Here is a 25,139-nt window from a genome sequence, read left to right on the forward strand (position 1 = left end):
ATGCAGACCCCCTACTTAATTGGCATTACCGGCGGCAGCGCTTCTGGAAAAACCACCTTCCTGCGCCGGTTGCTGGAAGCATTCCCGGAGGAACAGATTTGCCTCATTTCACAGGACAACTACTACCACCCGCGCGAAAAGCAGCTGCGCGACGATATGGGGGTGGAAAACTTCGACCTGCCCGCCAGCATCGACGCCGCAGCCTACGCCGCTGACGTGCTCAGCATCAGCCAGGGGCACGAGGTGCGCCGCAAAGAATACACCTTCAATAACGCCGCCGTGACGCCGCAGGAGCTGGTGTTCCGGCCCGCGCCCATTGTGGTGGTAGAAGGCATTTTCGTGTTCCACTTCGAGGAGATTGCCAAGCTGCTCAACCTGAAAGTATACATCGATGCCCAGGAGCACGTGAAGCTGCACCGCCGCATCATCCGCGACCGCGACGAGCGGGGCTACGACCTGGCCGACGTGCTCTACCGCTACACCCACCACGTGGCGCCCACCTACGAGCAGTTCATTGCGCCCTACAAGCACTACGCCGACATCGTGATTCCCAACAACCGCCATTTCGAGCGCGGGCTGGAGGTACTGGTGGGCTTTCTGCGCACCAAGGTGAATGCCGAAGGATAAGGTCGTTGGAGAACAGCGAAAAAGCGGTAGCGGGTCGTGGCTGCGCAAAGCAGCGCGCTAGGCTGGGCCATTCTTTTTTGCAAACTTCATCAAAGTAGCAGTTAAAATAGATTATATTGGACCCACAAATCATCCCTGTGGCCATACCAACCCAGGTCGGCCCAGAGGTAAGTTGCTTCGTATAACCCTCTTTTACACTCTATTCTTAACAATGATGAAAGGTTCTTTTCAACTTGCGATGTTGGCGGTGGTGGGATTGGCAGGACTGAGCAGCTGTGACAAAAACGGCCAGTCCGGCGTGCTACAACACCCGCCGGGAAACGCGGCTTTGCGCGTAGCCGTGACGCCGGACAAGGAGTACGACCAAGCGTTTGAAGAGTCGACCCGCAAGCTGAGCGACACCACCTACCTCATTATCACCAAGGCCGAGCGCGGCAGCGTGTTTGCCGTGCACACCGGCCCGCTGCCCACCGCCGACCACGCCGTGTGCTTTGCCAGCACCTACAATCCCGGCTTCCGGGAGTGCGTGGAGGAGTACTACCACAACGCCGGCGGCGTGGCTATCCAGAACAACGAGGCCGGCTGGTGGGCCACGCCACTGTAATTTTCAGGGTAGGAGGGTGAGGGGGCAGGAGGCGTTACTATTGCAGTAATAACTCCCGCCCTCCTGCTCCCTCACCCTCCTACCCTGAAAAATGTATAGCAAAGCAGAAATTACCCAATTGCGCCAGGCATTCTGGACGACTTTTGGGCAGTACATGGCCCCGATTCCTTCGGCCGAGGGCGATACCACCAATTGGATAAACTACAAGACGGGCCTCAAGAACGTGTATTTCCGGATGCAGGCCGATAAGGCGCGGGCCAGCATCGCCATCGAACTCACGCACCCCGACGCAGGCATCCGCGAGCTGTTCTGGGAGCAGTTTCTGGAATTGAAAACGCTGCTGCACGAAACCCTGGGCGAAACCTGGACCTGGGAGGCCGATGCCACCGATGCGCAGGGGCAGCCGCTGAGCCGCATCCACCAGGACCTGCCGGGCGTGAACCTTTTCAACCGCGACGACTGGCCGGCGCTGATTTCGTTCTTCAAGCCCCGGCTCATGGCGCTGGATGCCTTTTGGGCCGATGCGCAATACTCGTTTGAGGCGCTGAAGTAAGCGGGCGCTATATTGCCGGCATGTCTACCAAAATTATTCTTGTGCTGGGCGTGGTGGCGCTGTTGGCCTACATCGGGGTTTCATACGGCCTCCGGCAACGCTTTCCACTCACGGAAGTGGCCACTGATATGGCGCTGAAAGGTCGCGTCAGCGGTACCGTTCATGTCCGGGACTCCTATTCTTTTTTTCTGAACAACAAGACGACCACCCGGTACGACTTCGACGCCTTCACGCCAGCAACGGGCCAGGAGCGACTCCAGCCGGACAGCGGCAGCCTGAACCAATATCTGCACGTTGGCGACTCCATCAGCAAGCAACCCAATTCCGTTGAGTTGACCGTGCGGTGGGGTAAGCGCCTGTCGCGGTGGGTGTGCCCGCCGGCAGCCACCGGCCAATAGAGGCCGCTTGAATGACGGCGGCGCGGCTTTACAAATTTCATTTACAGGTTAATTAAGCGCATTTGGGGCGCCGTCGGCAGGGCTTGCGCCCGTTCGCGCCAAATTGGTATCTTTGCAGACCCCGTTTGCCGCCATGTCCCAACTGATTGCTCGTTTTTGGTTTTCGCTCCGCTTCGCCTGGCTTGCCGCCACGGTGCTGCTGGTGCTGGGCCTGAACCAACGGGCCGTGAGCGTGCTGCGCCCCCTGGGCAAGGCCGAAACGCGCTGGGCTGCGCCAACTCGCGCCACCGTCGTTAAGCAAAAAGTGCTGCTTGAAGCTACGGCGTCGCTCAAGCATTTTGTGGCTCCGCTGGGAACGGCCTGGCTGCCGCTGCCGGCCACTGCGGCCACTTGGCTGCCTACGCTGCGCTGGCAACTGACCGCGCCGCGCCTGCCGGCGGGCATTCGCGCCGGCGAGATTTTCCGGGCGCGGCTGCTGGCCGTGGCGCTGTCGCCGCAGGCCCCCTAATGAAGTGTTGAGTTTTGAGGGTTGAATGTTGAATGACTATTCGCCGAATGGCTGATGGCTCACGCAACAGTCAATCCTCTTTTTTTTCGCTTCGCTTATTCTCCGCTTTCAAACCCGGGAATTCAACCCTCAACATTTAAAACTCAACACTTCTAACATAATGCGTAACAAAGGATTAATCATCGCGCTCACCCTCGTCGTCACGGCGTTGTGCGCGTACTTCCTGTTCTTCACCTACGTCTCGCGCGGGGTGCAGCAGAAGGCCGTGGCTTATGCCACCAAAAACGGCAAGCTCGACGAAGGCCAGCGCCAGCACTATCTCGATTCGGTGTGGCGCGCGCCGGTGTACGGCCCCTTCACCTACCGCGAGGTGCGCCAGAGCGAGCTCGGCCTCGGCCTTGACCTGAAAGGCGGCATGCACGTGACGCTGGAAGTTTCGCCGGTGGAAATTGTGCGCGCCATGAGCGGCAACAGCAAGGACCCGGCTTTCAACAAGTCGCTGGCCGATGCCCAGGAAGCGCAGAAGACCAACTCGGGCACGCCGTTCACGGCTCTTTTCGCCCAAGCCTGGCAGAAGAACGCCGCCGGCAAGCCGCTGGCCAGCATCTTCGCCAACACGACGAACAAGAGCCGCAACATCGACATCAACTCCTCGAACGAGAAGGTAATTGGCGCGATTGACAAGGAGGTTGAGGAAGCCATCGACCGCTCGTTCAACATCCTGCGCACCCGCGTCGATAAGTTCGGCGTGAACCAGCCCAGCATCCAGCGCGTGAAAGGCACCGGCCGTCTGCAAATCGAACTGCCCGGCGTGGACAACCCCGACCGCGTGCGCAAACTGCTGCAAGGCCAAGCCAAACTGGAGTTCTGGGAAGTGTGGAACCAGAACGAAATCGGCCCTTACCTGGTGGCCCTCGACAAGCAACTGCAAGCCAAGGACGCCGCTGCTAAAGCCGGCCCCGCTGCTGCTACCACTGACACTACCGCTACTGCCGCCGCTGGCGATTCGACCTCGCTGGCTGCCCAGCTTGCCAAGAAAGGCAAAGCCGGCAAATCGGCCGCTGACTCGGCCACGGCCAACAAGGGCGGCGCCCTCGCCAAGCTCTTCACCATGCCCGGCCGCCTGGGCGTGAACCTGCGCGACACCTCGGCGATGAACAAAATCCTGAGCTCGGCCGAAGCCAAGGCGACCCTGCCCCCTACCCTGGCCCTGCTCTGGAGCCTGAAGCCGACTACCATCGACAAGCAGGAGTACCTGGAGCTGATTCCGGTGCGCAAAACCCGCGACGGCGTGCCTCCCCTGGGCGGCGAAGTAGTGAGCGATGCCCGCGCCGACCTCGGCCAGAACGGCCAGCCCGAAGTGCTGATGAGCATGACGCCCTCGGGCGCCCGCAAGTGGCAGAAAATGACCGCCGCCAACATTGGCAAGCAGGTAGCCATGGTGCTGGATGACTACGTGTGCTCGGCCCCCGTGGTGCAGAGCGAGATTTCGGGCGGTGGCACCAGCATCACCGGCAGCTTTAGCGTGGAAGACACCCAGGACTTGGCCAACCAGCTGAAAGCCGGCAAGCTGCCTGCTCCCACGCGCATCGTGGAAGAAGCGGTAGTAGGTCCGTCGCTCGGCAAGGAAGCCATCAACCAGGGCCTGTACTCGTCGCTGGCCGGCGTGGTGATTATCATGCTGTTTATGGCCTTCTACTACGGCCGTGCCGGCATCGTGGCCGACATCGCCCTGCTCTTCAACATCTTCCTGATTCTGGGCGTGCTGGCGCAATTCGGCACGGCCCTCACGCTGCCCGGCATCGCCGGTCTGATTCTGGTAATGGGCACCTCGGTGGATGCCAACGTACTGATTTTCGAACGAATCCGGGAAGAACTGGACCACGGCCTCATCCTCACCGATGCCATCAACAAAGGCTACTCGCGCGCCTTCTCGGCCATCTTTGACTCGAACGTGACGACCATGCTGATTGCCGTGATTCTCGGCTTCTTCGGCACGGGCCCGGTACAGAGCTTTGCCGTGACGCTGGGCATTGGCGTACTCACTTCTTTCCTGTCGGCCGTGTTCGTATCGCGCCTCATCATCGAATGGATGGTGAAGGGCAACGAGAACCACCCGATGACCTTCAGCACCGCCATTTCGCGCCACCTGTTCAAGAACCTGAACTTCGACATTGTGGGCAAGCGCAAAATTGCCTACACGTTCTCGGCGGCCTTCATCATCCTCGGCTTCGTGCTGATGTTCGTGCAGGGCGGCCCGAACCTGGGCGTGGACTTCAAAGGTGGCCGCGCTTACGTGGTTGACTTCAACAAGACGATGGTAGCTTCTGACGTGGCCGACAAAATCCGCCCCTCGTTCCAGGACGCCGGCCTCGAAGTGAAGCAGTACGGCTCGCCCGACCGCCTGCGCATCACCACCGGCTACCTGGCCGAAGACGAAAGCCCCGCCGCCGATGCCAAAGTAGTAGCCGCCCTCAACCAGGGCCTGCAAGCATACAGCGCCGATGCCCCAGTTATCAAGTCGACTTCGAAAGTGGGCGCCACCATCGCCGACGACATCAAGCGCACCTCGGTGCTCTCGCTGGGCCTGACGCTGCTGGGCATCTTCGTGTACGTGCTGTTCCGCTTCGAAAAGTGGCAGTACTCGATGGCTGCCGTGGTGGCCCTGTTCCACGACGCGCTGCTCGTGATTGCCGCCTTCCCCATTGCCCGCTTGTTCGGCCTGAACTATGAGATGGACCAGATTTTCGTGGCCGCGCTGCTCACGGTTATCGGCTTCTCGATGAACGACACGGTGGTTATCTACGACCGTATCCGCGAGTACCTGCGCGAGAACCCCAAGCTGACCTTCGCCCAGGTGGTGAACCCGGCCCTGAACTCGACTTTCTCGCGCACCATGATTACGTTCACCACGGTGTTCCTGGTGGTGTTTGTGATGTACGTGTTCGGTGGCGAAACCCTCCGTTCGTTCTCCTTCGCCATGATTATCGGCGTGATTTTCGGCACGTACTCGTCGCTGTTCATCGCTACTCCGATTATCCTCGACACCTATGGCAAGAAAGAGGAGCGGGAGCGCAAAGCTGCTGGCGAGGACGTGACCGGGCTGCCCGGCGACGCACCCAAGCTGAGCACAGCCAACGTGTAACAAATCCCTTTATCGGGACGCAAAACGCCCTGAGTCATTCTGAAAAAGCCCGGCCTGTGCCGGGCTTTTTTTGTATCGAAGCAACCGAATTTGCTTACCTTCCGAGTGCTCTACTAAGAAGCCTGCCACCCGCCGTCGATGCTACACATTTCGCCACCTAATTCAGCGCCCTTGCCGCTGCCCGAGCTGCTGGCTGCCTGCGTGCGACAGGAGCGGGTGGCCCAGCGCCGGCTCTATGGCCAGTTCCACGGCTTTGCGATGGGCATCTGCCTGCGCTACGCCCGCGACCGCGACCAAGCCCTGGAGGCGGCCAACGACGGCTTTCTGAAAGTATTCCGCGACTTGTACCGCTTCGATGCCACCCGCCACCCCGATGATGTGCTGGGCTCGTTCCGGGGCTGGCTCAAGCGCATCATGATTCATACCGCCATCGACCACTACCGCGCCAACGAGCGCCACCAGCACCAACAGGAGCTCGACGATGCGACCCTGAACCAGGCCGACCAGGGCGCCACGCCCTTGGATACGCTGAGCTACGACGAGTTGCTGGCGCTGGTGCAGCGCCTGCCCCCCGCCTACCGGGCGGTGTTCAACCTGAACGTAATTGACGGTTTCGGGCACGAGGAAATTGCCGAGCAGCTGCACATCTCCGTGGGTACTTCTAAGTCCAACTTATTTAAAGCCCGTGCCCATTTGCGGGCCATGCTGGCCCAGATTACTACCTCCTCAGCAATTCGATATGTGGTCTGATAACGATATAGATAACGCGTTCCAACGGCTGAACCCGCCGGAGCCGGAACCGACGCCATTCCCGCTGGATGCCTGGCTGCGGCTGGAAAGCCAGCTGGACAAGGCGGTAATTGAGCGCGCCGTACGGCGGAGATTGTGGCAGTTTTTCGCGGCCGAAGTGGCCGTGGTGCTGCTGATTGGATTGGGCTGGTTTTTACTCCGGCCGGCGACCACTGCCCCGGCCCCCGCAGCTAACGCACCGGCTGGCCGTCCGGCGGCACTAGCTGCCAATGCTCCGGCAACCGGGCACTTGACTAGGAAAGCGGCTAGCCGCGCAGTTTCTACTTCTACTAATACCGGCCCAACAGCCAGCTCGAATACAGCCCCACCTCAAGCCGCAGAAGCATCGGTTGCTACTACAGCTTCTGCCGCTTCCGGCCTCTCGCAATCTTCTTCCACTTCTTCAGCAAGCACTTCCACTCACGCGACAATTGCTGGAGCATCGCCCGTTTCCCGCCCAACCAAGGCTTCCTCGTTTCCAGTGGCTTCGGCCCCAACCCTTCCCGAGCGCAGCCGGACCAAACAGGCGAATGCCGAAGCCTCCGTTCGTCAACAGGGTTCTATCAGTGGTTTTGCAGCCGCGAATGGGACGCGCAAGACTACGCGCCTGTCTCATGAGCGTCTGTCAGTTGTCAGCCGGCAGGCGGCAGTCGCATCGTCTGAGGCCACTGCTAAACCAGCTTTGCTGAATGCCGACGCACTGCCAGAATCGAATGCAGCTAGTCGGAATACTGCTGCCTCAAATTCAGGCTATTCGGTGGCGGGAGCGCGCAAGCGAGCCCGTGCCGGCACCCTGCGCACCCGAGAGGTAGCAGCAACTGCAGCAGCCAGCGATGCTTCGGCGGGTTCGGCCGGCACGCCACGCAGCGTTGAGGAAGCCAGGGGTGCTGCCGGATTTGCCTCGCTGGCCCTGCGCCCGGTATCGGCTCCGACCGCTGAACTGGTTCCGCTGCCCATGCCCCTGGCCACGGTGGCCCTGTCCGAAACCCTGCCCCAGCCCGAGGTGCCGAAACCCGCCCGTGAGCCGCGCTTTTACGCGGCGCTGGTGGGGGCACCCGATGTAAGCACGGTAAAATTTTTCAGCGTTGAGAAGCCCATGCCCAATGTGGGCCTGGTGCTGGAATACCGCCTCACCAACCGTTTACGCGTGAATCTTGGCCTGCTGCGGGCCAACAAACGCTACACGGCCCGGCGCGAGGACTACGACTTCGGAGTCAACACGGCCCGCGTGTACCAGCGCGATTTTACCGACGTGGAAGGGTCCTGCACCGTGTTCGATGTACCGCTGAACCTGCGCTACGACCTCGTGGTCGGGCCCCGGCACCGGGTGTTTGGCAGCGCGGGCCTCTCCTCGTTTCTCATGCAGCACGAAGACTATTCCTACGAATACCTCAACCCCACCACCGGCATGCCAAGCTACTGGAACGGCTCGGCTACCAACCAGAACCAGCATTACTTCAGCATCCTGAATTTATCGGCCGGCTACGAGCGCATCCTCAGCTCGCGCTGGAGCCTGCAAGCCGAGCCGTACCTGAAGCTCCCCCTGGCCGGCGTGGGCACCGGCAAAATCCGGCTCACCAGCGCCGGGGTATTTTTGGGCGTCAAATACGGCTTTTGAGCGCGAAGCCAAGCCCGTGCCCCGGCCAGCGTGCCGTTCCAACGGCTCCTCCTTTTTCCTCATCACCCCTTCGACAATTTCTATGTTCGATGTTAGTTCTTTTGCTGCCTGGCGGCGGCCGGCCCTGGTAGGCGTGGCCACGACGCTGCTGGGTTTGGCGGTCGGCTGTTCCTACTCGCACGGCGACCCCGCTCCGGCGTGTGATATATCCACCGAAACCATCACCTACAGCGGGGTCATTTCGCCCATTTTTGATGCCAACTGCCGCCGCTGCCACGGCACGACGGTATACACCACACTGGGCGGCGGCAATGATTTCGGGAGCTACGCTGCCATCAGCAGCTATCCGCAGGCGGGGCTGATGGGCTCCATTAAACACTCCACCGGCTACGACTTCATGCCCAAGGATGCCCCAAAAATTTCGGACTGCGACATTGCCCGTCTCGAAGCCTGGTACGCCAAAGGCAAGCCCCAGTAGCCTATTTTCAAATAGCTGCCATGAAACGCCCCTTCTTCCTCCTATCGGTTCTCCTGCTGTTTTTTGCGCTCGGCAATGCTTGCGCGCAAAGCAAGTACATGACCAAAACGGGGCGCGTGTCGTTTTTTTCGGCCACGCCGATTGAGGACATCGAAGCCAAAACCCAGCAAACGGCGGCTATTCTCGATTTTGGGACGGGCCAGCTGGCTTTTTCCGTCCCCATCAAAAGCTTCGTGTTCAAGCGCACGCTCATGCAGGAGCACTTCAACGAGAACTACATGGAGTCGGACAAATTCCCCAAAGCCACTTTCACGGGGCATTTTGTGGGGTTTGATGCCGCTACGCTGGCCACCCCCGGCCCGCACAACGTGCAGGTAGAAGGTGACCTGACCCTGCACGGCGTGACGCACCACATAACGGTGCCCGCCACCGTGGAGCTGAAAAACGGCCAGCTGCTGGCCGCTTCCACTTTCCCGGTGGCCTCGGCCGATTATAACATCGAGATTCCGTTGCTGGTGCGCAACAACATTGCCAAGGTCGTGACCGTGAGCGTAGCCCTCACCTGCGCCCCGGTGGCGGGTGCCGTGGGCGCCACTACTGTGCCCCACTAGTCACCGCATTATCTTGTCTTCCGGTTCCTTCTCTGCTTAACGTTATGACCCCAAATTTTTACGTTTCACGCGGCTTTCTGGGCCTGTTGGTGGCCGGGCTGCTGGCGTTGGCCAGCCCCGCCCGCGCTCAAACCGACCTACTAAACGACCTCGAAAAGCAGACCGCCGACTCGACCAAGCGCGAAGTGGTGGCTGCCACGTTCAAAGGCACGCACATCATCAATTCGCAGTCGGTCGAAACGCCGGGCCAGGGCACGCTGGCTTTCCTCATCCAGCACCGTTTCGGCACGCTGAACAGCGGGGCCTACAACTTCTTCGGTCTCGACCAGGCCGTGCTGCGCCTCAGCTTCGAGTACGGCCTGACCAACCGGCTGGCCGTGGGCATCGGCCGCAGCAACATCGAGAAAACCTTCGATGGCTTTCTGAAATACAGAGCTTTGCAGCAGACTACCGGGGCGCGGCCCATGCCGGTATCGGTCACGTTGTTTGCATCGGCGGCCATCACTACGCTCCGGTTCGGCACCTTGCCCACGGAGCGCACCACGGCTTCACGCCTCGATTATACCTACCAGGTGCTCATTGCCCGCAAGGTCAATTCGGGCCTGTCGTTGCAGCTCATGCCCACGCTCGTTCACCGCAACTACGTGCCCTTGGCCGGTATGCAGAACGACGTGTATTCCATCGGCGGCGGGCTGCGCCAGAAACTCACCAAGCGCATCGCCCTCACCGCCGATTACTTTTACGTGCTGCCCGGCTACGCAGCGGATAATTTCCGCAACGCCCTCGGCGCGGGATTCGACATCGAAACCGGCGGCCACGTCTTCCAGCTGCACGTTACCAACGCCCAGGGCATGACGGAAAAATTCTTCATTCCCCAAACCACCGGGGATTTTTTCAACGGCGACATCTACTTCGGCTTCACGGTGGCACGGAATTTCACCGTCAAGTCGCAACTGAAGTAACCGGTATTTGACGACATGAAAAAGGCCCGCCTGAATATCAGGCGGGCCTTTTTCATGTCGTCAAATACACGGCAATTACACCGTAATGCCTTCGGCTACTACGCTTTGCACTTCGGGCACCATGCGCTTGAGCAGGTTTTCGATGCCTGATTTCAACGTTACCGTGGCCGAAGGGCAGCCGGAGCACGAGCCCTGTAGGTTCACGGTCACGATGCCTTCGTGGTAGCTTTTGAAGGTGATGTTGCCGCCGTCCTGCTCCACGGCGGGGCGCACGTAGTTATCGAGCAGGTCGATGACTTTCTGCGCAATCTGGCCTTCCTGCTGGCTGGGGTCGCCGGCGGTGGCAGCCTGGGCGGCCTTCTGCTCGGCGGCGGGGTCGACGAGGAAAATCGGGCCGCCGGCCTCCACGTAGCTTTTCAGGAACTGGCGCAGCTCGGGGATGAGCTGGGTCCAGGCCAGCTCGGGCTGGTTTTTGGTGACGGTGACGAAGTTCTGGGCGATGAACACGCGGCCCACGTAGTCGAACCCGAACAGCTCCTGCGCCAGCGGCGAGTTAGCGGCGGCTTCGAGGTTGGGGTAATCCACGCTCACACCATCCACCAGCAGGTTTTGGTTGAGGACGAACTTCATGCTCTCCGGATTGGGAGAAGCTTCGGCATAAATGGAAACAGCAGACATAGTTTCGGGGCTTAAAATCAGGGGGAAGCGCCGCCGGAGCGGCAGCTGCAAAGGTACAACCGCGACGGGGCCGCAGAGGTTGCAAATGTACCTACATCATTTTATGTAGCGTGGACTCTGTGAGTCCGCGCGTGGCAGAAACCGTTCGGGCATCGCTCATTGGTTGGACTCACAGAGTTCACGCTACAGCCGGTTGGCGCGGGCGCGCAGCAGCAAATCGGCCAGCACCAATTGCGTCATGGCTTCCACAATGGGCACGGCGCGGGGCAGCACGCAGGGGTCGTGGCGGCCCCGGCCCACCAGCGTAATGGCCTCGCCCTGGTCGTTGATGGTTTGCTGGGGCTGCAGCAGCGTGGCCACGGGCTTGAAGGCCACGCGGAAATAAATATCCTGGCCATTGGAAATGCCGCCCTGGCTGCCGCCGCTGTGGTTGGTGCGGGTGCGCACAACCCCCACGGCATCGGTATAAAATTCGTCGTTGTGCTGCGAGCCCGGCAGTTTCGTCCCCTCAAAACCAGAGCCGAACTCAAAGCCCTTCACCGCATTGATGCTGAGCATGGCCTGGCCCAACAAAGCCGGCAGCTTATCAAACACCGGCTCGCCCAGCCCGGCGGGCACGTGCCGCGCCACGCCCGTAATCACGCCGCCCACGGTGTCGTGCGCGGCTTGGGCAGCCCGGATGCGGGCTTCCATGAGGGCAGCCGTTTCGGGGTGGGGGCAGCGCACCAGGTTGCTGTCGATGAGGCTCAAATCGAGCAGTTCGTAGCCCACGGGCACCTCCACCTCGCCCACGGCCGAGACGTAGGCCACCGTTTCAATGCCGAAATGGGCCAACAGGCGGGCCGCCACAGCACCAGCGGCTACGCGGGCGGCCGTTTCGCGGGCCGAGCTGCGGCCGCCGCCGCGGTAGTCGCGGCGGCCGTACTTGGCGTCGTAGGTGTAATCGGCATGGCTGGCACGGTAGGCGTGCGCAATGTGCGAGTAGTCGTCGGAGCGCTGGTCGGCATTGGGGATGAACAGGCTGATGGGCGTGCCCGTCGTCACGCCTTCAAACAAACCCGACTGAATGTACACGGTATCAGCCTCCTTGCGCGGCGTGGTGAGGTCACTTTGGCCGGGCCGCCGCCGGTCGAGCGCGGCTTGGATGTGGGCAGCCTCCACGGCCACGCCCGCCGGGCAGCCGTCGATGATGACGCCGATGCCCGCCCCGTGCGATTCGCCAAACGTGGTGATGCGAAAGAGGGAGCCGAAGGTGTTGGACATAAGTTGGTTGTCGGTTGTTAGTTATCAGTTGCTAGTACCTCCGAATGGCTAATTGACCAATAAACTGACAACCACCAACGAGCAACTAACAACTATGAAAGCTCGGCAAAACTACGCCCGCCGCCCGGCCCGCCACCAACCGAAGCCGGCCACGCCCGCCAGCCCGATGAGCAGCCAGTCGGCGTAGCGGCGCACGTCGCGGTACACATCCAGTGCCTGCATCGTGGTGTCGGCCTCAGCCAGCGCCGGGCCGTAGAAGGGGTCATCTTCGGGCCTGGCCAATGGCTCGGTGGCCGCCACCACGCCCTGCACCAATGGTCGCAGGCCGGGGCGCAGCACACTATAGCGCGCCGTACTGGGGTTGAATACCACCAGTTGCAGCAGGCTATCCAGGGGCAGCACGCCGGGCTGCCGGGCCACCAGCCGGTACCGAAACAGCTTGCGCCCGCCGCCCGGCGCGGGCTCCTCTCGCACGTCGGGGCCGTACACTTCCAGGCCGGGCCAGGCCGCCAGCTTTGGGGCCAGTACGGCTGCCAGATTGCCCTGCCCCGCCACCCCAAACGTGTAGGTAAACGACTCTCCCACCCGAAACTTGGTCCGGCTGATGGCCTCTTGCACTTGGAAGCGGCCCACCGCTACGGGGCCGCCGGGGGCCGCCGGGGGCAATGGCTGCACTGCCACGGCCAAACCGGGCGCCGTGTAGGTTTTGTAGCCCGCCAGGCGGTTGTCCTGGCCGGGCTCAGGCTTTTTCAGGAGCTTGTATTTGACCATCGTTAGGGCCAGGGGCGGGAAGCGCAGGGGCTGGGCCGTGAGGGGATAGTAGAGGTTTTCGGCCAGCCGGAACCGCAGGTACTTCTGGCCGAGGTGGCGCACGGTATCGGGCGTCACGCTGGGCTCGGGGCCGGGCTCCTGCCAGGCGGTGGGCTGGTGCAGCTCGTGCAGCAGCGGCGGCAGTTGGTCGGTGAAATCGTGGAAGGCCAGCAGGGCCTGGTCTTCGGGCTTGAGGTAGAAGTACAACCCTACGCGCACGCCTTCGCCCACAAACACACGCGGCCGGTCGGCCACCACGGCCAGGAAAGCGTGGTCGGGCACGTCCTGGTATAGCACCGGCTTGGGCTTGCCAAACATCTTATCGAGGTCGCCCACGGCTTGCAGTGGCGCGGTGGGGTTCACTGGTTTGGTGATAGCGCCGGGATTGGGCAGGGCCGGCCCCACTTGCACCGTGGCGCCCTTGCTGCGCAGCACCACCCCGTTCACCGTGATTTGGAAGGGCTTGATGACGATTTCGCCCTCGCCGTAGGGCACGTAGCGCTGGGTGATGGTGAGGTCGGAAAAGCGCCGGCCCTGCACGATGCGCGTGGTAGTGGTGCTGGTTTTGCCGGTTTTCTTGAAGCCTTCCAGCTCTGGAAACTCCGAATACTTATCCAGCGCGCCGCCGCGCAGCCGGAAAGCCAGCGTGAAAACGCCCGTAACGGCCAATGTGGCCGGCCCGGGCAACAGCTCCACATCGGCGGGCAGGGTGACCGGAGGCTTGGCTTGGGCAACCGGCGGGGCCTGCCCCGGCTTGGACGCGGCAGCCGGCGGGGCCTGGCCCGGCCCGGCCAGCAACAGCCCCGGTAGCAGCCCCAATCCCCAAAAAAGTCCTCCCATAATCACTAGCACATTATCACCCGCTAAAAGTAGCTTAAAACGCTGGATTCCGTTATTCCGGCCAAAATTATACTCCCGCACTTCTCAGCCGACGGCCGTGGGCATAACAAAAAATCAGGGCATAAACAATCCTTACCCCAAGCTATTGCCGTATCTGCTCACACAATCACCCTACGGTTGCGGTTTTTTCACTTGCAGATGGGCCTTTTGGCACCGTCCAGAATTGTATTGCCTTCTCCGTTGGTTCCAATTTCCACCTAACCACTTCACGCTCATGTCTGACAATCTCCAGCCCCGTGGCTCCGACGATACCTCGTTCGCTCAGCCGCTGTACACCCCCATCAAGCGTCGTTCGTTCTTCATGTATGCCGGTGCTACGGCCGGCGCTACGGCCCTGGTATTAGCCGGTTGCTCAAAAGACTCCGATACCGCCACGCCTTCGGCCAACCTGATTGACGTGGGCAGTGGCGACGTGGGCGTGCTCAACTACGCCTACGCCCTGGAACAGCTGGAATCGGCGTTCTATGCGAACGTGTTGGCTGGTGCTTATTACGCTAGTGCTACAGCCGCCGAGAAAGCCATTTTCAGCGACATTGCTGCTCACGAGAAAATCCACGCCGATTTCTTCAAGACGGCCATCACGGCTGCTGCGCCTACGCAAATCATCAAGGGGCTGGACCCCGACTTCTCTAAAATCAACTTCGGCGACAAAACCTCGGTGCTGGGCGCGGCCAAGCTGTTTGAGGACACCGGCGTGGCGGCTTACAACGGTGCCGCCCGCTACATCACCACCGATGCCTATTTGACGCTGGCAGGAAAAATTGTTTCGGTAGAAGCCCGGCACGCGGCGCTTATCCGCGACCTGATTACGAACGGCACCTTCGCCGATGACCTTACTTCCGACGGCCTGGAAAAATCGGCCAAGCCGCAGGACGTAGCCACGGCCGTGAATGCTTACCTGAAAGATGGTTCGAAAATCAGTGCTACGAAACTGGTCTAGCGGCCTTCCTTTTTTTCTTTCTTTCTAAAATATCGCATCATGAATTTTTTCCAAATCATCGACGAAATCGAGAAGGTTGACCCGGAAGTGTACGACCGGCTCGATTCCCGCCGGGCCGTGTTCAACTCCCTGCGCGGCATCGGTCAGAAACTTACCTTGGCTACTGCTCCGCTGGCCCTGTCGGCCCTGTTCAGCAAGGCCTACGGCCAGACCACCACGTTGCCTGCTGCCGTAAAGGGCGTGTTGGAATTTGCCCTGGGCCTGGAAGACCTGGAGTACCAGTTCTACACCCAGGCGCTGGCCTCGACGGCCCTTAAAGCCACGATTACCGGCGATGCCCTCAAGGCCATCACCACCATCCAGGGCCACGAGGCGGCCCACAAAGACTTCCTGCGCGCGGCGCTGGGCGGCAAGGCCGTGGCCCCGGCCGACATGGGCGCGGCTCCCTTCGACTTCACTGGTTCGAAAGGCGGCATGCAGACAGCCGTGTTCCCTGACGTATTCACCAACTACGGTACTTTCCTAGCCGTAGCTCAAACGCTAGAAGACACTGGTGTGCGCGCCTACAAAGGCGGTGCCCCGGCCCTGAAAGTGAGCCCGGACATCCTGACGGCCGCGCTCAACATCCACTCCGTGGAAGCCCGTCATGCCTCGCACATTCGCACCATGCGCCGCGCCCTGGCGGGTGGCGTAGCCGGCGCGCCCAGCCTCAGTGCCTCGCCCAAAAGCTGGATTTCGGGTACCGACGGCGGCGGTCCCGACCCGACGAAAACGGCTGGCTACTACGCTGGCGAGGACGTGACCACGCAGGCCAATGTACCCATTACCACCAACTCCACACCCAACTTTACGGCTGCCCAGGCTTCCGAGGCATTCGATGAGCCCCTGGATTCGGCTACCGTTACCACGCTGGCTTCGGTGTTTAAGAAGTAATTCGGTTTGGCCCCGTAATGGGGTTGTTGCAAAGCCGGTTCCGCTCATGCGGGGCCGGCTTTGCTGTTTATAATGCCGGTGGGGGCCGGGGTTTCGTTTCCGGGGTTTGCAACGAGTTAGCTTTGCATCGGCATCTTCTGGCGGAATCCGTTGCGGCATTCGGGCGTAATGGGCTGGTCGCGGGTTTTGCTCTGGCCCGGGCCGGGCCGCCGGCTTTCGCAATTGCCACTCCTTTTGCTCATCAAACGCTATTTATTTATGTCCGATACGCTTCGGCCCACCGACTCTCAAAGCCCGCAGCCGGCGCAGCCCCTGTTGGCGCGCATCAAGCGCCGGTCCTTCTTCATGTATGCCGGCGCTGCGGCCGGGGCCACGGCACTGGCGCTGGCCGGCTGCTCGAAGGACGAAACCACGCCCAGCAGCGCCGCCAACGGCAATGTGAGCTTCGGCACCGGCGATGCCAGCGTGCTCAACTACGCCTACGCCCTGGAGCAGCTCGAAGCTGCCTTCTACGCCAAGGTGGCGGCCCTCACCGCCTCGCCCCTGCTACCCACCGAAGTGCCGTATTTCGCCAAAATGGCCATTCACGAAGCCATTCACCGCGATTTCCTGCGCACGGTCATCAACCGCGATTTCAGCGGCACCCTCATCCCGGACCTCACCACGAAGTTCGATGGCATCGACTTCACCAAGCGCGTGAAGGCCCCCGCCGATGCCAAGCCGGGCATTCTCGATGCCGCCAAGGCCTTCGAGGACCTAGGCGTGGCTGCCTACAACGGTGCGGCCAAGCTTTTCAAAAGCGCGGTGTACCTGGGCATCGCGGGCCAGATTGTGTCGGTTGAGGCGCGGCACGCGGCCTACGTGCGCGACCTGATTCTGCCCGGCTCCTTCGCCACCAACGAGGGTACCGATGTGCTCGGCTTCGACCGCCAGCTGGCGCCGACCGCCGTGCTCACCATCGTGCAGGCTTACGTGGAGCAAACGCTCAACGGCAGCACCATCGGCCAGTAACCTTCTTCTTCCGACTTCTTTTTTGCCATGAATTTCTTCAACATCATCGACCTGCTGGCGGAAGCTGACCCCGACGTACTGGACCGTTTCAGCTCGCGGCGCGCCGTGTTCAACTCGCTGGGCACCGTGGCCCAGCGTGCGGCGCTGGCCACCTCGCCCCTCTTTCTGGGCGCGTTGTTCCAGAAGGCCTACGCCGGCACGGCCTCCCTGCCCACCGACATCCTGAACTACGCCCTGACGCTGGAGCTGCTCGAAGCCGACTTCTACCGCCAGTTTCTCGCCGCTGGCCAGATTCCGGCCGGCGCGGCCTTCGATGCCATCACCGTCATCAAAACTCACGAAGACGCGCACGTAACCTACCTGCGCAACGCCGTCATTGCGGCCGGTGGCACGCCGGTCACGGGTTCGGCCACAGCCGGCATCCGCTTCAATCCCAGCCTGCTGCCCGCCACCTACGCCGACCAACTGAAATATGCCCAGGTGCTGGAGGACACGGGCGTGCGCGCCTACAAAGGCCGCGCCGCCGAGTTGATTGGCACCGATTTGCTCACGCCGGTGCTCCAGATTCACTCCATCGAAGCCCGGCACGCGGCGCACATCCGCACCATGCGCAACCAGCAGCCCTGGGTGAGCCTGGGCGACGACCTGGCCACCGACCCGCTCTACAAGGCCGCCTACACCAGCGGCGTGGCCAGCAGCACGAAGACGGCCATTGCCCTCGGCGGCACTACCTACGGCATCCCCAGCTACAACCCGGCCCTGCCCAGCCCCCCGGAAAGCAACCAGCAGCAGGGCGCCGTCGGCACCAACGCCGCCCTGCTTATCACCGCGGGCATCGGCAGCACTACGTACGTAGCCGATGATGCCGCCGCCGCCTTCGATGAGCCCCTCCAGGCCGCCGAGGTGCTGGACAGCTCCCGCGCTGGCGGGCTGCTGGCCTAAGCAAAGCAAACTCTCCATGCGGCACACTTCGGGCCGCGCGCCGGTTCTGCCTCTGCGCAGGACCGGCTTTGTTTTTTAGGGCTTTGCAACCAATGGATGGGTAGCGAGTACCTTTGTAATGGCTGGGGCCCGGCTTATCGGGCTAGCGGGCTGGCTTGAATACTCTACGAATGTCTGACCACACTTTTTTGCCCGCCTGGCGGGAGCAGTCGCTGGGGCGACGCGTGTTTTTACGAGTTTCGGCTGCTTCGGCAGCCTCAGTAGCCCTGATTGCGGCTGGTTGCTCGGGTACCACCACCACTCCCACTGCCGCCGACCCCTACCAGCTGGCATTGCCGACTGGTGACTCCGGCCTGATGTACTACGCCTACCTGCTGGCCCTGGCCCAAGTCACGCTCTACCAGAAAGTAGTTGATGCTCCGCCTACGGACCTGACCACCGCCGAGCGCGCGGTCTTCGCCGACCTGCGCGACCATGAAGTGGTGCACCAGAAAACCATCGGTTACCTAATCGACCCGAAGGGGGCGACCCAGTTGGTCCCCACCGATTTCGCGTTCAATCTCGCCAAGTTCACGCTCAACACCCGCGCCGGGGTGCTGGCCGCCGCCCAGCAAATTGCCGACCTGGTGGCCGCTGCCTACCCGGTGCTGCTGCCCTTGTTCACCAGCAGCAGCGCCCCGCAGCGCACCATTCTGCTCAAGATGTCGTCGGTGCAGGCCCGCCAGGCCGCGGCCGTGCGCGACCTGCTCACGCCCGGCTCGTTTGCCAACAGCGACGTGGTGGACAGCGCCGGTCAGTTGCTCACCAAAACTCCTACCGAAGTGATTACGGCCCTGGCCCCCTACTTCGCTCCTTACGTTATTTCCGTGGCCAGCCTGGCTGTTCCTGTATGAAGCTGATTTCCATCCTTGACCAGCTGGCGGGCACGCCGGTTACTACCGCGCCGGCTCCCCGCCGCGCCCTGCTGGCCCAGTTGGGCCGGGCCGCCGTAGCGGCGCTGCCGCTGGGTGCCGCCCTGCCCGCCGCCGCTGCCCCGGCCGATACGTCGTACGATGCCGTGACGCAGCTACTCCAGCTGGAGCGCACGCAGGTGGCGCTCTACACCCAGGCGCTGGCCGCCCCCGGCCTCATACCGGTGGCCCAGACGGCGGATTTCCAGCGCCTGCTGGCCCACCAGACCCAGCACGCCGCACTGCTCCTCAAAGCCCTGCAGGACGCTGGCGCCCTCGTGCCCGCCCTGCCTCAGTTTGATTTCAGCGGCAAGCACAACGTAGCCACCAATCCGGAGCTGTTTCCCGGCGTGCTCACCAACTACGATGCTTTCCTGGCCCTGGCCCAACAGGTAGAAGACTTGAGCGTCCGCCTCTACCAAACCCAAGCCACCGCCATCGGCGACCCGCAGCTGTTCCGGGCCGCCCTGCGTATCCACGCCGTTGAGGCCCAGCATTCGGCCCACATCCGTGGGTTGCGCAAGGGCCGGGGCGCGGTGGTGCAAAACTGGCCCAGCGAGGAAGATGCCGCCATTGTGCGGCCCACCGCCGCGCAGGCCCTGACAGCTGCCGCCACCGGCGGCGAGGAAAACGGCGTGCAGTACGTGACGCCGGGGGTGCCGGTGCCGTTCGCCTCCTTCCTGCTCATCAGCACCAACACCGCCATTCACGACCCAGCGCTGGCCGAGGCTTTTGACGAGCCCGTAAGCAGCGCCGTAGCCCAGGCAGCGCTGAATCTGTTCATCTGAGCCGCAGTTACAAAATTTTGGCTTTTTATTCGAAAAGAGTGGCCTAGGCTGCTCTTTTTGCGTATCCGGCCAGCTGTTGCACTCATTCAGGTGCCGCAGGGATTGTGAAAATCTTAAGTATATATAGTAACTTTAATATCCAGCAGCCAAGCTCATCATTAAATCCGGCTGTTTATCTACTTACTATTTCCACCGTCCTTTTCCCCTTTCCTATGCTAGATTACATGAAAATGATTCTGACCAAGGTCAGCTTCAACAAAGCCCTGTTCGAGAAAGAACTGCGCAAAGCCCTCAAAATGATTAAGCCCGTCGAGCTGCCCGATTTCCGCACCTGGTGCTACCGGCAGTTTGCCCGCCTCTACCGCCGGGTGCTGAAACGGGTATTTGGCAGCATCACGCCGCAAATCGGCCTGGCGTAGGCAGCCCTGCGTGGGCCGGCGCTATTCGGCCACAAACCTGATGTTGCGTTTCAGCCCTTCGTAGCCCGTGCGCTTCACGGCCGACTGACGGAACAGTTCCGTAAATAATTCGTGGGTGATTTCGCACCAGTCGCCGGGCGTCAGGTCTTTCAGACCAGGCGCGGGGTTGAACTGGGGCTCGGTATGCGGCTTTGAGAAGCGGTTCCACGGGCACACGTCCTGGCAGATGTCGCAGCCGAACACCCAGTTGCCAAACTGCCCGGCCACTTCGGTCGGAATCTGGTCCTTAAGCTCGATGGTGAAGTAGCTGATGCATTTGCTGCCATCTACCACGTAGGGCTCAGTGATGGCTTGGGTGGGGCAGGCGTCCACGCACTTGGTGCACGTGCCGCAGTAGTCGCGGATGGGGCCGTCGGCGGGCAGCTCCACGTCCACAATCAGTTCGGCGATGAAGTAGAACGAGCCAGTGCCGGGCGTGATGAGGTTGGAATTCTTACCCACCCAGCCGAGGCCCGATTTCTTGGCCCAGGCCTTGTCCAGCACCGGTGCGGAATCGACGAAGCAGCGCCCGCCGATGGCTCCGATTTCGGCTTCCATGTCGGCCAGCAGCGTTTTCAGCTTGTCTTTGATGACGAAGTGGTAGTCGCGGCCGTAGGCGTACTTGCTGATTTTGAGCGTGTCGTCGGGTTGCTGGGTTTCGGGCGCGGGGTAGTAGTTGAGCAGCAGCGAAATCACCGATTTGGCCCCGTCCACCAGCAGGCGCGGGTCAAGGCGCTTGTCGAAGTGGTTCTCCATGTAGCCCATCTTGCCGTTCATGCGGCGCGTGAGCCAGGTTTCGAGGCGCGAGGCTTCTTCCTCCAAGAATTCCGCTTTGGAAATGCCGCAGGCCATGAAGCCGAGCTCGGCCGCACGGCGCTTGATGAAAGGGGCCCATTGGGACTGGGGAAGCATGGGCAACGGAGTAACTGAACTACAAAGAAACAGGAAACGCGCCGCTGGGGGCGGCGCGTTCCGTGGTGACGTAGCGTGGACTCTGCGAGTCCGCGCATGGCTTGGTTCGTTCGAGGTGCGGACTCGCAGAGTCCACGCTACGACAACTTACGAGGTTATCTCATCGAAGAGGCTGCCGTTGTTGCCGCGCATGTGCTGCGGCAGCAACCGGCCCAGGTGCTGGTAGGCCGCTTCCGTGGCCTCGCGGCCGCGCGAAGTGCGCTTGATGTAGCCTTCCTGAATCAGGAACGGCTCGTACACTTCCTCAATGGTTTCGCCTTCCTCGCCGCAAGCGGTGGCGATGGTGCTGATGCCCACCGGGCCGCCCTTGAACTTGTCGATGATGGTGGTCAGGATGCGCTTGTCCATGTCGTCGAGGCCACGAGCGTCTACGTCGAGGGCATTGAGGGCAAACTGGGCGATTTCGACCGTGATAGTACCGTCGCCCTTGATTTGGGCAAAGTCGCGGGTGCGGCGCAGCAGGTTGTTGGCAATACGGGGCGTGCCGCGCGAGCGGCGGGCAATTTCGTAGGCCGCGTCCTCGTGAATGGGCGTGCCCAGAATTTCGGCCGAGCGCAACACAATCGTGGTCAGCAGCTTAGAATCGTAGTATTCCAGCCGGGCCGAGATGCCAAAACGGGCGCGCAACGGCGCCGTGAGCATGCCCGAGCGCGTGGTAGCGCCCACGAGGGTGAAGGGTGACAGCGAAATCTGCACCGAGCGGGCATTCGGGCCCGAATCGAGCATGATGTCGATGCGGTAGTCCTCCATGGCCGAGTAGAGGTACTCCTCCACCACCGGGTTCAGGCGGTGAATTTCGTCGATGAACAGCACGTCGTGCGGCTCCAGGTTGGTGAGCAGGCCGGCGAGGTCGCTGGGCTTGTCAAGCACCGGGCCGCTGGTCATCTTAATGCCCGAGCCGAGTTCGTTGGCAATGATGTGGGAGAGGGTGGTTTTGCCCAGGCCGGGAGGGCCGTGCAGCAGGACGTGGTCGAGGGCATCGCCGCGCATTTTGGCGGCGGCCACGAAGACTTTCAGGTTCTCCAGAATCTTGTCCTGGCCCGTAAAATCGTCGAAACTAAGCGGCCGGAGGGCTTTGTCGATGTCCTTGTCGGAGGAATCGAACCCGTCGGTGCCGCCGGTGAGATAGGCTTCGCGCATAATGATATTACTAAAATGATTGGTCGGCGCTTGCTAAGCAGATGAGTAACTAAATCGGTAGCAAAAAAGCTCCGTTGGATGGAGTAAAAATTCGTCTGTCATCCTTGAGCTTTTTGCGCATCAAGCGAAATGCTCAAGGATGACAGACGGTTGCTGGATGCCCGCTCGCCGTTACTCGTGCAGCAGCACCTCAATATCGAGGTGCAGCCAGTCGGTTTCCCAGGACTTGTGGTTGAGGCGGGCCGAGAGGTGCTTGCCGGCATCGAGCAGCCGGGCCACGGTTTCGTTGCGGCCCTCGGGCAGGTAGCCGAGCCAGACGTTGGCGGGGTCGGTGGCGGGGGCGGTGTGGACTTGCACAGCCCAGTCGTCGTAGTGGTTATCGGCCTCGCGGCTGAGGTATAAGGCTTGGCCGACTTTCAGCTTGGGCTCGTATTTCTCCAGGTTGGGGCGGTGCGAGGTGCCGGCCACAAGGCATTCGAGCAGCACAAGGGGTTCCGACGTGGGGACGATTTTCATCATGGGGCCAAATTACGGCACCGGGACGGCTTCTGCTACTGGCAAGGCCAACACGGCCGGCGCAAAACGGCTCCGCTTGTACCGCGCCTTGATGGCACGGTTGCTGGGCAGCTCCACGAACCGGTGCAGCACGTAGCTCAGGCCCAACGACACCCCGAACATCGCTATGCCCAGCGCCTCGTTGCTGCCGTCGAGCGCGTGCCGGTCATTTAGGGTGAGCAGGTACCGGATTACCAGCTGGTGAATGAGGTAGAAGCTGAAGCTGATTTCGCCCAGCCATACCCAGATGCGGGTAGAAAACACCGCCGATAAGTAGCCGCCCTGGTGCGCAAACGAGAATATTATCAGCACCATGGGCAGCCAGTAGTAGGACGAATAGCGGTACCCCATTACCACCTCGCCCCGATAATAAACCGCCACGCCGAACACGCCAAACGCCAGCAGTTCCAGGAGCGTGGCCCCTGGCTTTGCCTTGTACAGGCCCCGGAGGTAGCCCCGCTTGTAGAACTGATGCAGTGTGATGCCCACCACAAAATCAACAATCCGAAAGAAGGGATTGACGTACATGAAGCGGTGGTGGCCGTCGTCATGGGAATAATTCATCACCACCGGTACGGCCAGAAACAGGAGCCAGCCGTAGCGCAGCAGCGCCTTGTTGCGCACAAACAGGAAAATGATGAACGGGAAAGCGAAGTAGAAGAACATCTCAGCCGAGATGCTCCAAGAAGGCCCATTGTAGGAGAAAAAATATTCGATAACGGGGATAAAGGCATGAATGAGCGCCGCATTGCTCAGAAACATCACAATAGAGGCGGCCGGGTCCACGAAGAATTCGCTCCAGCTTGGGGTCTGGTCAATCACCAGGCCCACGGCCAGCAGTAGGGTCAAGAGGTGCAGCGGATATATGCGGGCAATGCGGGCCACCCAGAATTCGCGAAAGGACACCTGCCGGCTCAACAGCTTTTCGTCGTAGTTCAACGACAGGATAAACCCACTCAGAATAAAGAAGAAGCTGACACCGATAAAGCCTTCGCCCGTAATATCTTTAAAACTGGGGTATAGATTGCCATCCACGAACTGCAGGTGGCTACAGAACACCATAAGGGCAAACAAAAACCTTAGCGAGGTGAGTGGTTTAATCATGGCGACGGGGGTGGCAGCAGAACAACCCCATGCCAGAAGTTTGTCCGCTAAAGCTGTTCAGGAAGGGCCCAAATTACGGCACGGATGCCGGGTTTGAGCGGCAAACAGGCCCAGGGCAGCCGGATATTATGATTTCCGTTTTTCTTCCCCAATTTACCGCGGCCATCGTGCGTGGCAGCCTATCCCTCCTTCCCATGGCCGAATTTGATGACCACGACGACCTGGACGCTGACTCCGAAGAAGAAAACGACGCCGAGCGGACTGCGCACTTCGAAGCCGAGCTGCAGCGGCAGATTGCCCTGCTGCCGCCCGAGCTCTACGAAACAATGCAGCCGCTGCTGCTGCTCGGCAGCGTGGCCAACTTCATGCTGCTGGGCCACGACGAAGACCCCGTGCCCCTGGCCCTGAAGGAACTGCTGGACTACGACCTCGACACGCTGAAAGTGATAACCAACGTGACCGACAACCCCAGCCTGGCCCGGGTGATGGCCGCCCACACCCTCCAGCTGTTCGACTTTGTGGTGGTGGGTCGGCTGGTGTACGAAAGCCCCCTCAGTGAGCCCCTGCAGGCCTACCTGGCCCGCAACCAGGCGGCCTCCGAAAAGGATTTTTCCGGCCCCCGCCAGTACATGCTCACCTTTGGCGAGTCGCTGCTCGAAAATATTGGCCAATACCTGACCGCCGGCGATGCCGACCTGCGCGAGGAGCTGCGCCTGCGCCGCCTGCAAACCGAAAGCATCTTTGCCCGCCTAGAGGACACGCTGCGGCCCTACTACCCGCCCGGCCACTCGCCCGAAGAGCGTCAGGCCGAGGCCCTGGACGCAGCCGACGAAGTCGAGGACCAGGAAGAGCCCGCCGTACACGTCACCTTTAACGAGGGCCAGCGCGTGACGCTGGCCACCGCCCTGAGCCTGCCCTATATCCTGGCCGAGTTGGCCGAAACTGCCTTTGGCCGGGCCCTGGGCGGCGTGCGCCGCCTGCGCCGCAAGGCACTGGAGCGCCTGGCTGCCCGGCTGGCCGCCTCCGACGCCGAAGAGCCCTTCAGCCTGAGCCGCTCCGAGCTGCTGCGCCTCTACCAAGCGGCGCAGGTGTGCGCCCTGAGCACCGTGACCGACGTGCTGGCCACCGGCAGCCTGGAAGACGTGATGCGCAACGCGGCGGCCGAGGACCAGGAAAGCGAGGAGGAAATTGCCAAATCGGCCCACCACGCCCGCGAGGTAATGCTGGCCATGATGGCCGGCTTTGTGGAAGTGGTCGAAATCAACCACCCCGACGACGAGGAAATCGCCGAGGCCAAAGCCGAAATTTCGCGCCTGGCCGAGCTGTTGGCGGAGTAAGGACACTGGCAACGCGCAGCCTGGCTTTGCATTTGATTAACAAAACTGCGGTAACCCCATCATTT

26 protein-coding genes are annotated in these 25,139 nt (G+C 61.3%); 19 read left to right on the forward strand and 7 right to left on the reverse strand.

Annotated elements, in window-relative coordinates:
* The 11 genes from ACYU7Q_RS12115 to ACYU7Q_RS12165 all read left to right on the forward strand — a co-directional run bounded on the left by ACYU7Q_RS12115 (position 1) and on the right by ACYU7Q_RS12165 (position 10,293).
* Complete coding sequence (locus ACYU7Q_RS12115; protein ID WP_460609684.1) at positions 1–627, forward strand: uridine kinase family protein; 627 nt, start codon at positions 1–3, stop codon at positions 625–627.
* Positions 628–841: 214 nt separating this feature from the next.
* On the forward strand, positions 842–1,231 hold the full coding sequence (locus ACYU7Q_RS12120; protein ID WP_460609685.1) for a hypothetical protein: 390 nt from the start codon (positions 842–844) through the stop codon (positions 1,229–1,231).
* A 91-nt stretch (positions 1,232–1,322) separates the two neighbouring features.
* Complete coding sequence (locus ACYU7Q_RS12125) at positions 1,323–1,784, forward strand: DUF4268 domain-containing protein (protein WP_460609686.1); 462 nt, start codon at positions 1,323–1,325, stop codon at positions 1,782–1,784.
* 20 nt (positions 1,785–1,804) lie between these two features.
* Positions 1,805–2,182: a hypothetical protein gene (locus tag ACYU7Q_RS12130; protein ID WP_460609687.1), complete on the forward strand. Its 378-nt coding sequence runs from the start codon at positions 1,805–1,807 to the stop codon at positions 2,180–2,182.
* 133 nt (positions 2,183–2,315) lie between these two features.
* Complete coding sequence (locus ACYU7Q_RS12135) at positions 2,316–2,690, forward strand: hypothetical protein (protein WP_460609688.1); 375 nt, start codon at positions 2,316–2,318, stop codon at positions 2,688–2,690.
* A gap of 160 nt (positions 2,691–2,850) precedes the next feature.
* Entirely contained in the window at positions 2,851–5,835 is a 2,985-nt protein-coding gene (gene secDF / locus ACYU7Q_RS12140) for a protein translocase subunit SecD/SecF (RefSeq protein ID WP_460609689.1), read from the forward strand.
* Between the two features lie 138 nt (positions 5,836–5,973).
* On the forward strand, positions 5,974–6,585 hold the full coding sequence (locus tag ACYU7Q_RS12145; protein ID WP_460609690.1) for an RNA polymerase sigma factor: 612 nt from the start codon (positions 5,974–5,976) through the stop codon (positions 6,583–6,585).
* A gap of 796 nt (positions 6,586–7,381) precedes the next feature.
* The gene (locus tag ACYU7Q_RS12150; protein WP_460609691.1) at positions 7,382–8,242 is read left to right on the forward strand and encodes a porin family protein; all 861 of its coding nucleotides are present in this window, start codon (positions 7,382–7,384) and stop codon (positions 8,240–8,242) included.
* Between the two features lie 82 nt (positions 8,243–8,324).
* The gene (locus tag ACYU7Q_RS12155) at positions 8,325–8,720 is read left to right on the forward strand and encodes a c-type cytochrome (protein WP_460609692.1); all 396 of its coding nucleotides are present in this window, start codon (positions 8,325–8,327) and stop codon (positions 8,718–8,720) included.
* A gap of 20 nt (positions 8,721–8,740) precedes the next feature.
* Positions 8,741–9,331 carry a YceI family protein gene (locus tag ACYU7Q_RS12160; protein ID WP_460609693.1) on the forward strand — a complete coding sequence of 197 codons (591 nt, stop codon included), beginning with the start codon at positions 8,741–8,743 and terminating at the stop codon, positions 9,329–9,331.
* Positions 9,332–9,375: 44 nt separating this feature from the next.
* Positions 9,376–10,293 (forward strand): DUF5777 family beta-barrel protein, encoded by a 918-nt coding sequence (locus ACYU7Q_RS12165; protein ID WP_460609695.1) that lies wholly within the window; start codon positions 9,376–9,378, stop codon positions 10,291–10,293.
* 75 nt (positions 10,294–10,368) lie between these two features.
* Here ACYU7Q_RS12165 and ACYU7Q_RS12170 read toward each other — a convergent pair whose 3' ends face one another.
* From ACYU7Q_RS12170 to ACYU7Q_RS12180, 3 genes are all read right to left on the reverse strand, one after another.
* On the reverse strand, positions 10,369–10,971 hold the full coding sequence (locus ACYU7Q_RS12170) for a NifU family protein (protein ID WP_460609696.1): 603 nt from the start codon (positions 10,969–10,971) through the stop codon (positions 10,369–10,371).
* 183 nt (positions 10,972–11,154) lie between these two features.
* Complete coding sequence (gene aroC, locus ACYU7Q_RS12175) at positions 11,155–12,234, reverse strand: chorismate synthase (RefSeq protein ID WP_460609697.1); 1,080 nt, start codon at positions 12,232–12,234, stop codon at positions 11,155–11,157.
* Positions 12,235–12,345: 111 nt separating this feature from the next.
* Entirely contained in the window at positions 12,346–13,884 is a 1,539-nt protein-coding gene (locus tag ACYU7Q_RS12180; protein ID WP_460609698.1) for a BatD family protein, read from the reverse strand.
* Between the two features lie 274 nt (positions 13,885–14,158).
* On the opposite strand from ACYU7Q_RS12180, the gene ACYU7Q_RS12185 reads away from it, so the two are divergent.
* From ACYU7Q_RS12185 to ACYU7Q_RS12215, 7 genes are all read left to right on the forward strand, one after another.
* A complete protein-coding gene (locus ACYU7Q_RS12185) occupies positions 14,159–14,884 on the forward strand; it encodes a ferritin-like domain-containing protein (protein ID WP_460609699.1) in 726 nt (241 codons plus the stop codon).
* A gap of 39 nt (positions 14,885–14,923) precedes the next feature.
* Entirely contained in the window at positions 14,924–15,817 is an 894-nt protein-coding gene (locus tag ACYU7Q_RS12190) for a ferritin-like domain-containing protein (protein WP_460609700.1), read from the forward strand.
* Positions 15,818–16,075: 258 nt separating this feature from the next.
* The gene (locus tag ACYU7Q_RS12195; RefSeq protein WP_460609701.1) at positions 16,076–16,828 is read left to right on the forward strand and encodes a ferritin-like domain-containing protein; all 753 of its coding nucleotides are present in this window, start codon (positions 16,076–16,078) and stop codon (positions 16,826–16,828) included.
* Between the two features lie 27 nt (positions 16,829–16,855).
* On the forward strand, positions 16,856–17,770 hold the full coding sequence (locus ACYU7Q_RS12200; RefSeq protein WP_460609702.1) for a ferritin-like domain-containing protein: 915 nt from the start codon (positions 16,856–16,858) through the stop codon (positions 17,768–17,770).
* 170 nt (positions 17,771–17,940) lie between these two features.
* The gene (locus tag ACYU7Q_RS12205) at positions 17,941–18,663 is read left to right on the forward strand and encodes a ferritin family protein (RefSeq protein ID WP_460609703.1); all 723 of its coding nucleotides are present in this window, start codon (positions 17,941–17,943) and stop codon (positions 18,661–18,663) included.
* On the forward strand, positions 18,660–19,508 hold the full coding sequence (locus tag ACYU7Q_RS12210; protein WP_460609704.1) for a ferritin family protein: 849 nt from the start codon (positions 18,660–18,662) through the stop codon (positions 19,506–19,508). The genes ACYU7Q_RS12205 and ACYU7Q_RS12210 overlap by 4 nt, the downstream gene beginning before the upstream one ends.
* 212 nt (positions 19,509–19,720) lie before the next feature.
* Positions 19,721–19,927: a hypothetical protein gene (locus ACYU7Q_RS12215; protein WP_460609705.1), complete on the forward strand. Its 207-nt coding sequence runs from the start codon at positions 19,721–19,723 to the stop codon at positions 19,925–19,927.
* 21 nt (positions 19,928–19,948) lie between these two features.
* Here the strand turns inward: ACYU7Q_RS12215 and queG are convergent, their stop codons facing one another.
* The 4 genes from queG to ACYU7Q_RS12235 form a co-directional block, all read right to left on the reverse strand.
* On the reverse strand, positions 19,949–20,878 hold the full coding sequence (queG, locus tag ACYU7Q_RS12220) for an epoxyqueuosine reductase (protein WP_460609706.1): 930 nt from the start codon (positions 20,876–20,878) through the stop codon (positions 19,949–19,951).
* A gap of 147 nt (positions 20,879–21,025) precedes the next feature.
* Positions 21,026–22,078, reverse strand: coding sequence for a Holliday junction branch migration DNA helicase RuvB (ruvB, locus tag ACYU7Q_RS12225; protein WP_460609707.1), 1,053 nt, complete (start codon positions 22,076–22,078; stop codon positions 21,026–21,028).
* A gap of 171 nt (positions 22,079–22,249) precedes the next feature.
* A complete protein-coding gene (locus tag ACYU7Q_RS12230) occupies positions 22,250–22,597 on the reverse strand; it encodes an HIRAN domain-containing protein (RefSeq protein ID WP_460609708.1) in 348 nt (115 codons plus the stop codon).
* A 9-nt stretch (positions 22,598–22,606) separates the two neighbouring features.
* The gene (locus ACYU7Q_RS12235; protein ID WP_460609709.1) at positions 22,607–23,737 is read right to left on the reverse strand and encodes an acyltransferase family protein; all 1,131 of its coding nucleotides are present in this window, start codon (positions 23,735–23,737) and stop codon (positions 22,607–22,609) included.
* 194 nt (positions 23,738–23,931) lie between these two features.
* On the opposite strand from ACYU7Q_RS12235, the gene ACYU7Q_RS12240 reads away from it, so the two are divergent.
* On the forward strand, positions 23,932–25,074 hold the full coding sequence (locus ACYU7Q_RS12240) for a hypothetical protein (protein WP_460609710.1): 1,143 nt from the start codon (positions 23,932–23,934) through the stop codon (positions 25,072–25,074).
* The last annotated feature ends 65 nt before the right edge of the window (positions 25,075–25,139 follow it).

It is taken from the genome of Hymenobacter terrigena (genome assembly GCF_054776515.1).

What these genes read in the sequence shown, in the direction of transcription:
- ACYU7Q_RS12200 (WP_460609702.1), top strand. Translation starts at nt 16,856, where the DNA reads ATGAATTTCTTCAACATCATCGACCTGCTGGCGGAAGCTGACCCCGAC.
- ACYU7Q_RS12215 (WP_460609705.1), top strand. Translation starts at nt 19,721, where the DNA reads ATGCTAGATTACATGAAAATGATTCTGACCAAGGTCAGCTTCAACAAA.
- aroC (WP_460609697.1), bottom strand. Translation starts at nt 12,234, where the DNA reads ATGTCCAACACCTTCGGCTCCCTCTTTCGCATCACCACGTTTGGCGAA.
- ACYU7Q_RS12120 (WP_460609685.1), top strand. Translation starts at nt 842, where the DNA reads ATGAAAGGTTCTTTTCAACTTGCGATGTTGGCGGTGGTGGGATTGGCA.
- ACYU7Q_RS12190 (WP_460609700.1), top strand. Translation starts at nt 14,924, where the DNA reads ATGAATTTTTTCCAAATCATCGACGAAATCGAGAAGGTTGACCCGGAA.
- ACYU7Q_RS12155 (WP_460609692.1), top strand. Translation starts at nt 8,325, where the DNA reads ATGTTCGATGTTAGTTCTTTTGCTGCCTGGCGGCGGCCGGCCCTGGTA.
- ruvB (WP_460609707.1), bottom strand. Translation starts at nt 22,078, where the DNA reads ATGCGCGAAGCCTATCTCACCGGCGGCACCGACGGGTTCGATTCCTCC.
- ACYU7Q_RS12180 (WP_460609698.1), bottom strand. Translation starts at nt 13,884, where the DNA reads ATGGGAGGACTTTTTTGGGGATTGGGGCTGCTACCGGGGCTGTTGCTG.
- ACYU7Q_RS12135 (WP_460609688.1), top strand. Translation starts at nt 2,316, where the DNA reads ATGTCCCAACTGATTGCTCGTTTTTGGTTTTCGCTCCGCTTCGCCTGG.
- secDF (WP_460609689.1), top strand. Translation starts at nt 2,851, where the DNA reads ATGCGTAACAAAGGATTAATCATCGCGCTCACCCTCGTCGTCACGGCG.
- ACYU7Q_RS12235 (WP_460609709.1), bottom strand. Translation starts at nt 23,737, where the DNA reads ATGATTAAACCACTCACCTCGCTAAGGTTTTTGTTTGCCCTTATGGTG.
- ACYU7Q_RS12205 (WP_460609703.1), top strand. Translation starts at nt 17,941, where the DNA reads ATGTCTGACCACACTTTTTTGCCCGCCTGGCGGGAGCAGTCGCTGGGG.
- ACYU7Q_RS12115 (WP_460609684.1), top strand. Translation starts at nt 1, where the DNA reads ATGCAGACCCCCTACTTAATTGGCATTACCGGCGGCAGCGCTTCTGGA.
- ACYU7Q_RS12170 (WP_460609696.1), bottom strand. Translation starts at nt 10,971, where the DNA reads ATGTCTGCTGTTTCCATTTATGCCGAAGCTTCTCCCAATCCGGAGAGC.
- ACYU7Q_RS12165 (WP_460609695.1), top strand. Translation starts at nt 9,376, where the DNA reads ATGACCCCAAATTTTTACGTTTCACGCGGCTTTCTGGGCCTGTTGGTG.
- ACYU7Q_RS12145 (WP_460609690.1), top strand. Translation starts at nt 5,974, where the DNA reads ATGCTACACATTTCGCCACCTAATTCAGCGCCCTTGCCGCTGCCCGAG.
- ACYU7Q_RS12210 (WP_460609704.1), top strand. Translation starts at nt 18,660, where the DNA reads ATGAAGCTGATTTCCATCCTTGACCAGCTGGCGGGCACGCCGGTTACT.
- ACYU7Q_RS12240 (WP_460609710.1), top strand. Translation starts at nt 23,932, where the DNA reads ATGGCCGAATTTGATGACCACGACGACCTGGACGCTGACTCCGAAGAA.
- queG (WP_460609706.1), bottom strand. Translation starts at nt 20,878, where the DNA reads ATGCTTCCCCAGTCCCAATGGGCCCCTTTCATCAAGCGCCGTGCGGCC.
- ACYU7Q_RS12185 (WP_460609699.1), top strand. Translation starts at nt 14,159, where the DNA reads ATGTCTGACAATCTCCAGCCCCGTGGCTCCGACGATACCTCGTTCGCT.
- ACYU7Q_RS12125 (WP_460609686.1), top strand. Translation starts at nt 1,323, where the DNA reads ATGTATAGCAAAGCAGAAATTACCCAATTGCGCCAGGCATTCTGGACG.
- ACYU7Q_RS12130 (WP_460609687.1), top strand. Translation starts at nt 1,805, where the DNA reads ATGTCTACCAAAATTATTCTTGTGCTGGGCGTGGTGGCGCTGTTGGCC.
- ACYU7Q_RS12195 (WP_460609701.1), top strand. Translation starts at nt 16,076, where the DNA reads ATGTCCGATACGCTTCGGCCCACCGACTCTCAAAGCCCGCAGCCGGCG.
- ACYU7Q_RS12160 (WP_460609693.1), top strand. Translation starts at nt 8,741, where the DNA reads ATGAAACGCCCCTTCTTCCTCCTATCGGTTCTCCTGCTGTTTTTTGCG.
- ACYU7Q_RS12230 (WP_460609708.1), bottom strand. Translation starts at nt 22,597, where the DNA reads ATGATGAAAATCGTCCCCACGTCGGAACCCCTTGTGCTGCTCGAATGC.